Source organism: bacterium, assembly GCA_035307765.1.
Taxonomy (GTDB): Bacteria; Sysuimicrobiota; Sysuimicrobiia; order Sysuimicrobiales; family Segetimicrobiaceae; genus Segetimicrobium.
Map to the genome: position 1 here is coordinate 73,160 of DATGHU010000015.1, position 6,503 is coordinate 79,662.

Genomic DNA, 6,503 nt, shown 5'->3' on the forward strand with positions numbered 1-6,503 from the left:
ATGCAGACGTTCAGATTTCAGGCGGCTCCGCTCGAGGACCTCAGCGTCCGCGTCTTTCGCGCGCTGGGCGCGCCGGAGGCGACGGCGAGGACCGTTTCGTCCGCCCTGATCGAAGCCAACCTGATGGGACACGACTCGCACGGCGTGATGCGGATCCCCGAATACGTCAAGCGCGTCAAGGACGGAAAGGTCCGGCCCGCCGCCGAGCCCCGCATCCAGGCGGCGCGCGGGGCATCCGCGATCGTCAGCGGCGAGTGGGCCTTCGGCCAGGTCGCGGGCACCGTGGCGATCGACGCCGCGGTCGATCGGGCCCGGGAGTACGGCGTGGGAGCCGTGGCGCTCGTCCGCTGCACCCACCTTGGGCGGGTGGGTGCCTACCCCGAGCGGGCGGCCGCCTCGGACTGCGCGGCGATGGTGTGGGTCGGAGGGTTGGGCGAGGGGCCGGCGGTGCCCCACGGCGGCAGCCGGCCGGCGCTGGGCACCAACCCCGTGTCGTTCGGGTTCCCGGTCGAAGACGACCACCCGGCGGTCCTCGACTTCGCGACGACCGCGGTGGCGGCCGGCAAGGTGAGGGTGGCGCTGGACGCGCACAAGGCGCTCCCGCCCGGGTGCATCGTCGACAGTCTGGGACGCCCGACCACGGATCCCAACGAGTTCATGAACGGCGGAGGGCTGATGCCGTTCGGCGGCCATAAAGGATTTGCCATGTCGGTGATGGCGGAGCTGTTCGGACAGGCCCTGACCGGGGCCGATCAGCCCGGGGGACCGGACGAAGAGGTGTTCCGGCGATCGGGCGCGTTGTTCGTCGCGGTCTACGTCGGGGCGTTTCGCCCGGCGGAGCGGGCGAAGCAGGTCGCCAAGACCCTCGTCACCCGTTTGCGCGCGGTCCCCCCGGCGCAGGGGGTGGAATGTGTGCAGACCCCCGGGGAGCCGGAGGCGAGAACGCGCCGCCAGCGCACGGCCGGGGGCATCGAAGTCCCCGAGGATACCTGGCGGGCGATCGTGAAGGCCGCGGAGTCCGTCGGGCTCTCGGGGCAGGACCTTCCCGCGCCGGCGGCCTCGCCCCGGTGACGCGGCGGAGGCCCGGTCCGCGCCGGGGCGACGTGCGCCCACCGGGGGGCCTTCGACGCCGTGGTCCCTCCCCGACTTGAGATCGGCACCTCGGATGGGAGTCCGGGCGTGTTCTCTCGGCCGCGGCAAGGGGTGATCGTCGTCGCGCCGTCCCATGCCTGATCCCGCCGCGCCGCAGGGGCGGTGGGCGGCCCTCGCGTTGATCGCCGTGGCGCAGATCGGGGCGATGAGCACGTGGTTCAGCGCGGCCGCGGTTGCCCCGTCGCTGGCGCGGGAGTGGCATTTGACCGCCGCCGCCGTGGCCCTGCTCACGGTCGCCGTCCAGGTGGGCTTCGTCGCCGGCGCGCTGGCGTCCGCGATCACCGGGATCGCCGACATCGTCTCGACCCGCGCGGTGTTTGTGGTCAGCGCGCTCGCCGCCGCGGCCGCGAACGCGCTCCTTCCGGCCACGGCCGGCGACCTCCGGGTGGCCATCCCCCTGCGGTTGGTCTTGGGCGGGTGTCTCGCCGGAGTCTACCCGACGGGGATGAAGCTGATGACCGGGTGGTTCCGCCAGGGGCGGGGGTTTGCGATCGGCGTGCTGGTGGGGGCTCTGACGCTGGGATCGGCGTCCCCGCACCTCATCGCCGGAATCGGGTTGTCGGGGGCCTTCGCCTGGCAGACGGTGATCGTCGTCACCAGCCTCGGGGCGGTGGCCTCGGCCGCGATCGTTGCGGGGTTCGCCCGCTCGGGCCCCTTTGAGGCGCCTTCGGCGAGGTTGGATCTCGGCTGGGCCCTCCGCTCGCTCCGCGACCCGGCGATCCGGCTCGCCAACCTGGGCTATTTCGGGCACATGTGGGAGCTCTACGCGATGTGGACATGGATCCCGGCGTTTCTCTTCGCCAGTTATCTGGCGTCGGGCGTTGGAGGAGGGACGGGGGCGGCGGCCGGCCGGCTCGCGAGCATGGCGGCGGCGACCGTGATTGGCCTCGGCGCGTTCGGCTGCGTGGCGGCCGGCCTGCTGGCGGATCGCGTGGGGCGAACGGTGATCACCGCCACGGCGATGGCGATCAGCGGCAGCTGCGCGGTGCTCACCGGGCTGCTGTTCGCGAGTCCTCCGCTGCTCGTCACCGTGATCGCGGTGGTGTGGGGGGTCAGCGTCATCGCCGACTCGGCGCAGTTCTCCGCTTCGATCAGCGAACTCGCGGAGCCGCACCGCGTCGGCAGCGCGCTGGCCCTCCAGACGGCCCTCGGGTTCTTGCTCACCGCCGTGAGCATCCAGGTGCTCCCGTTCGTGCTGCGGGTGGGGGGGTGGTCCGCGGCGTTTACCACCCTGGCGATCGGGCCGGCGTTGGGCATGGTGGCGATGCTCCGCCTTCGCACCCGCCCCGAGGCGGCACGGCTGGCCGGCGGACGCCGGTAGCGCGGCGACTCCCGCGAGATGCCGGGTCGATCCGTGGAGTGAGCCCCGGGTTGGGGAGGAGTACGCCGCATGCAAGAGAAGGTAAGCGGCGGGGCGCCGCATCGGCGCCCGGAGGGCGTTGCGCTTGAAATCGGACGTGTCCAATCTCGGGCTGGTCGCGCAGGGATGGCAACGGATCTCGTGGGCGGACGGGGAGATGCCCGTGCTCCGGCTGATCCGCGACCGATTCGCCCGCGAACGGCCGCTGGAGGGCCTCCGGGTCGCGGCGTGTCTGCACGTCACGACCGAGACCGCCAATCTCATGCGCACGCTCCAGGCGGGCGGCGCGTCCCTGGCGCTCTGCGCGAGCAATCCCCTCTCCACGCAGGACGACGTGGCCGCGGCGCTGGTCGAGCACGCCCACCTGTCGGTGTTCGCGCGCAAGGGTGAAGACCGCGACACCTACTATCGGCACATCGACCAGGCGCTGGAGACCCGTCCCAACGTGACGATGGACGATGGGGCGGACCTCGTCTCCGTCCTGCACAGCACGCAGACGGACCGGCTGCGCGACGTGATCGCCGGCACGGAGGAGACCACCACCGGGGTGATCCGGCTGCGGAGCATGGCGCAGGCCAAGGCGCTGCGCTATCCGATCGTCGCGGTCAACGATGCCAACACGAAGCATCTCTTCGACAACCGGTACGGGACCGGGCAGTCGGCGATCGACGGGCTGATCCGGGCCACCAACCTGCTGCTCGCCGGGCGCACCATCGCCGTGGCGGGGTACGGAAGCTGCGGCCGCGGGCTCGCCACGCGGGCGAAGGGCATGGGCGCGCAGGTGGTGGTGACCGAGGTGGACCCGCTGCGGGCACTCGAAGCCCATATGGATGGCTACCGGGTGCTGCCGATGCTGGAGGCCGCGCGGATCTCGGACGTATTGCTCACCGTCACCGGGGATACCGGGGTAATCCGCCGCGAGCATTTTGAGGTGATGAAAGATCGGGCGATCGTGGGAAACGCCGGGCACTTCAACGTGGAAATCGACCTTCCGGTTCTCGCCGACCTCGCCGTGGAGCGGCGGCCCGTTCGAGAATACGTGGAGGAGTTCCGCCTTGCGGACGGCCGGCGGATCTACGTGCTGGCGGATGGACGGCTGCTCAATCTCGCCGCGGCCGAGGGCCACCCCGCGGCGGTGATGGACATGAGCTTTGCGAACCAAGCGTTGGCCCTGGAATATCTCGCCCGCCACGGACGGACCCTCGCCCCGGACGTCTACCCCGTTCCATCCGAGATCGACCAGCAAGTGGCCGCGCTCAAGCTCAGCGCCGAGGGCATCGCCATCGACACGTTGACCGAACAGCAGGAGCGGTACCTGCGGTCGTGGCAGGAAGGTACGTAATCGTCGCTGGGAGGGAGCATCGTGAATAGGGACACGTCGCCCGCCGGGGCCGGGCTGGCCGATCGGATGGGAAAGCTCGGCACGGAGACGGCGTTTGAGGTGCTGGCGCGGGCGAAGGCCCTCGAGGCCGAGGGTCGGTCGATCATCCACCTGGAGATCGGGGAGCCGGACTTCGACACGCCGGCGCACATCAAGGAAGCGGCGATCCGAGCCCTCCGAGACGGCTACACGCACTACACGCCCGCCGCGGGTATCCTCGAGGCGCGCGAGGCGATCGCGGAGCATGTGGGCGCGCGCCGGGGGATCACCGTCTCGCCGGACGAGGTGGTCATCACCCCGGGGGCCAAACCCGTCATGTTCTTCCTCGTGATGATGCTGGTCAACCCCGGCGACGAGGTCATCTTTCCCGATCCCGGGTTTCCGATCTACGAGTCGGTGGCCCGATTCGTCGGGGCGCGTGCCGTGCCTTGGGTCCTGCGCGAGGATCGCCAGTTTCGCGCGGATCCCGAGGAGCTTCGTGCGCTGATCACGCCTCGGACGAGGCTGATCATCCTCAACTCTCCCCACAACCCGACGGCCAGCGTGCTGTCGCGGGCGGATCTGGGGGCGATTGCGGAGATCGTCCGCGGTCGACCGATCACGGTGCTCGCCGACGAAATCTACAACCGCATCCTCTACGAAGGGACGTTTGTCAGCCTGGCCAGCCTCCCGGAGATGCGTTCCCAGACGGTGATCCTCGATGGGTTCAGCAAGACCTACGCGATGACCGGATGGCGGCTCGGGTACGGGGTGATGCCGACCCAACTCGCCGCTCGGATGACGCAGTTGATGGTCAACTCCAACTCCTGCACCGCGGCATTCACGCAGATGGCGGGGGTCGCCGCGCTGCGCGGACCGCAGGAGTGCGTCGACCGGATGGTCGCCGAATTCCGTCGCCGCCGCGACGTGATCGTCTCCGGGCTCAACGGTCTGCCGGGTGTGACCTGCCTCCGCCCGCCCGGGGCCTTCTATGCGTTCCCGAACGTGCGCGCGATCGACGCCGACGCGGGGCGGCTTCAGGATGCGCTGCTCCGCGACGCCGGCGTGGCGGTGCTCTCCGGCTCCGCGTTCGGCGGGCACGGCCAGGGGTACCTGCGCCTGAGCTACGCGAACTCCGTCGAGGCCATCACCGAGGCCCTGGCGCGGATCCGGCAGGCGCTTCCCCGCTACGCGCCGCGTCCGACGGCGTGATGCGGGTGTCGCAGCCGCGGTGACGGGCGCCGCGTCGCTGGTGCGGTTGATCAGGCGGGGACGTAGACGTGTGCGTCGAGGGCGCGCCCCTCGATGGTGTGGACGCTGACCACGATTCGCCGGTAGTGATCTCCCTCGTACGCATCGAGGATCCGGAGCGCTTCCGCGTCGATCCCATCGAGCAGTTTTCCGGCGACGTGCGTGCCGGGGCACGCCCGAATCACCGGATAGCCGATGGCCGGGTCGAATGCCCGCTCGTATCCCTGGAGGATCGCGGGGCGCCCAAACACATGGTGGCCCAGGAGCCCCTGGACCACCGCGTCATCCTTGAGGGTGCCGTAGACAAAGAGCCGCGAAACCGCTAGACCACCCGGCCCCGCTGGTGCAGCCACTGACGGACCGCCTCGTGCGCCGCTTCCCACCCCTCACGGAAGGCTTCCCGAGCGACCGACGCAGTATCCTCGCGTCCGCCGTGGTGCCTGGCCGCCGCGCCGGGCCGCGCTTCCCCGGTCGGGGCCAGGTCCTCGCACCGCATCCGCTCCAGGGCCGCGCGGAGTTCCTCGGGAGCGATGCTCCGCCCGATCTCGACGGGGAGATGCTCCATGCGGTGCAGGAGCTCGAGGTGGCGCTGGATGGCCTTCGTGTCCAGCGAATCCACGGCATCTTGAATCGACTCGATCCGTCCCTTGGCCGGGCGTTCTCGGTAGCCCTCGATGAAGTACGCCGGCGGCTGGTTCAACGCCTCGCACAGCCGCATGAACGTTTCGAACTTGGGAAGGGCCTTTCCCCGTTCCCAGTCGCCCACCGCCACGCCGCTTCGGAGGCCGAGGCGCGTGGCCAATTGCGCCTGGCTGATGTGCGCCGCTTGCCTTGCTTCGTGCACCCGGCTGCCAAAGGCGCGCCGCAACTCGATCACGGGCCGCTGATCCATAGGCTCATTCTAGGGGACGTTCCGTGAAAGTGCAATCCCGCGCCGCTCAGAACAGCCGCCCCTGCACGCGGGGTCGCTGAATCTGACGGACCGCCTTGCGCGCGGCGTCGAAGGTGAGACCGTCGTTCGTCATCAACCGGTGGATCAACTTGCCGTCGTGGCCGGGCCGGAATCGGGCGCCCCGAGTGATCGTCTGCTCGCCGCAGCCGCAGAGACACAACTCTCCGCGCCCGTCGCGACCGCGAACGATCGACGAGTGGCGGCGGAGCCACCGCTGCAACTCCGCCTCGTCGACCCGCCAGGCCCGGCCGACGCGGACGGAGGGAAGTTCGCCCCGCCGCAGGAGGCGATGGATCGCCGCCGCGGAAACGCGAAGCAACTCCGCAACCTCCTGGGGGGTGAGAAACCGCTTCGTCATGCCCCGTGTGTTTGGCGGTCGGATCGGTGTCTCCCTTCCGCCGCGTGCCGGCGGGAAACCCGGCCCCGGA

Annotated in this window: 7 protein-coding genes; 4 read left to right on the plus strand and 3 right to left on the minus strand. The window is 70.4% G+C overall.

Features of this window, described 5'->3' with window-relative positions; genetic code table 11:
- The 4 genes from VKV57_05380 to VKV57_05395 all read left to right on the plus strand — a co-directional run bounded on the left by VKV57_05380 (position 1) and on the right by VKV57_05395 (position 5,084).
- Entirely contained in the window at positions 1-1,071 is a 1,071-nt protein-coding gene (locus VKV57_05380; GenBank protein ID HLW59341.1) for an Ldh family oxidoreductase, read from the plus strand.
- A gap of 154 nt (positions 1,072-1,225) precedes the next feature.
- Positions 1,226-2,473, plus strand: coding sequence for an MFS transporter (locus VKV57_05385; GenBank protein ID HLW59342.1), 1,248 nt, complete (start codon positions 1,226-1,228; stop codon positions 2,471-2,473).
- A gap of 124 nt (positions 2,474-2,597) precedes the next feature.
- Positions 2,598-3,854: an adenosylhomocysteinase gene (gene ahcY, locus VKV57_05390; GenBank protein HLW59343.1), complete on the plus strand. Its 1,257-nt coding sequence runs from the start codon at positions 2,598-2,600 to the stop codon at positions 3,852-3,854.
- Between the two features lie 66 nt (positions 3,855-3,920).
- The gene (locus VKV57_05395) at positions 3,921-5,084 is read left to right on the plus strand and encodes a pyridoxal phosphate-dependent aminotransferase (protein HLW59344.1); all 1,164 of its coding nucleotides are present in this window, start codon (positions 3,921-3,923) and stop codon (positions 5,082-5,084) included.
- Positions 5,085-5,134: 50 nt separating this feature from the next.
- Here VKV57_05395 and VKV57_05400 read toward each other — a convergent pair whose 3' ends face one another.
- The 3 genes from VKV57_05400 to VKV57_05410 form a co-directional block, all read right to left on the minus strand.
- Positions 5,135-5,476 carry a gamma-glutamylcyclotransferase family protein gene (locus tag VKV57_05400; protein ID HLW59345.1) on the minus strand — a complete coding sequence of 114 codons (342 nt, stop codon included), beginning with the start codon at positions 5,474-5,476 and terminating at the stop codon, positions 5,135-5,137.
- The gene (locus VKV57_05405; GenBank protein ID HLW59346.1) at positions 5,446-6,015 is read right to left on the minus strand and encodes a helix-turn-helix transcriptional regulator; all 570 of its coding nucleotides are present in this window, start codon (positions 6,013-6,015) and stop codon (positions 5,446-5,448) included. Before VKV57_05405 ends, VKV57_05400 begins: the two co-directional genes overlap by 31 nt.
- 46 nt (positions 6,016-6,061) lie before the next feature.
- On the minus strand, positions 6,062-6,503 hold a 442-nt coding region (locus VKV57_05410; GenBank protein ID HLW59347.1), incomplete at its 5' end, for a helix-turn-helix domain-containing protein.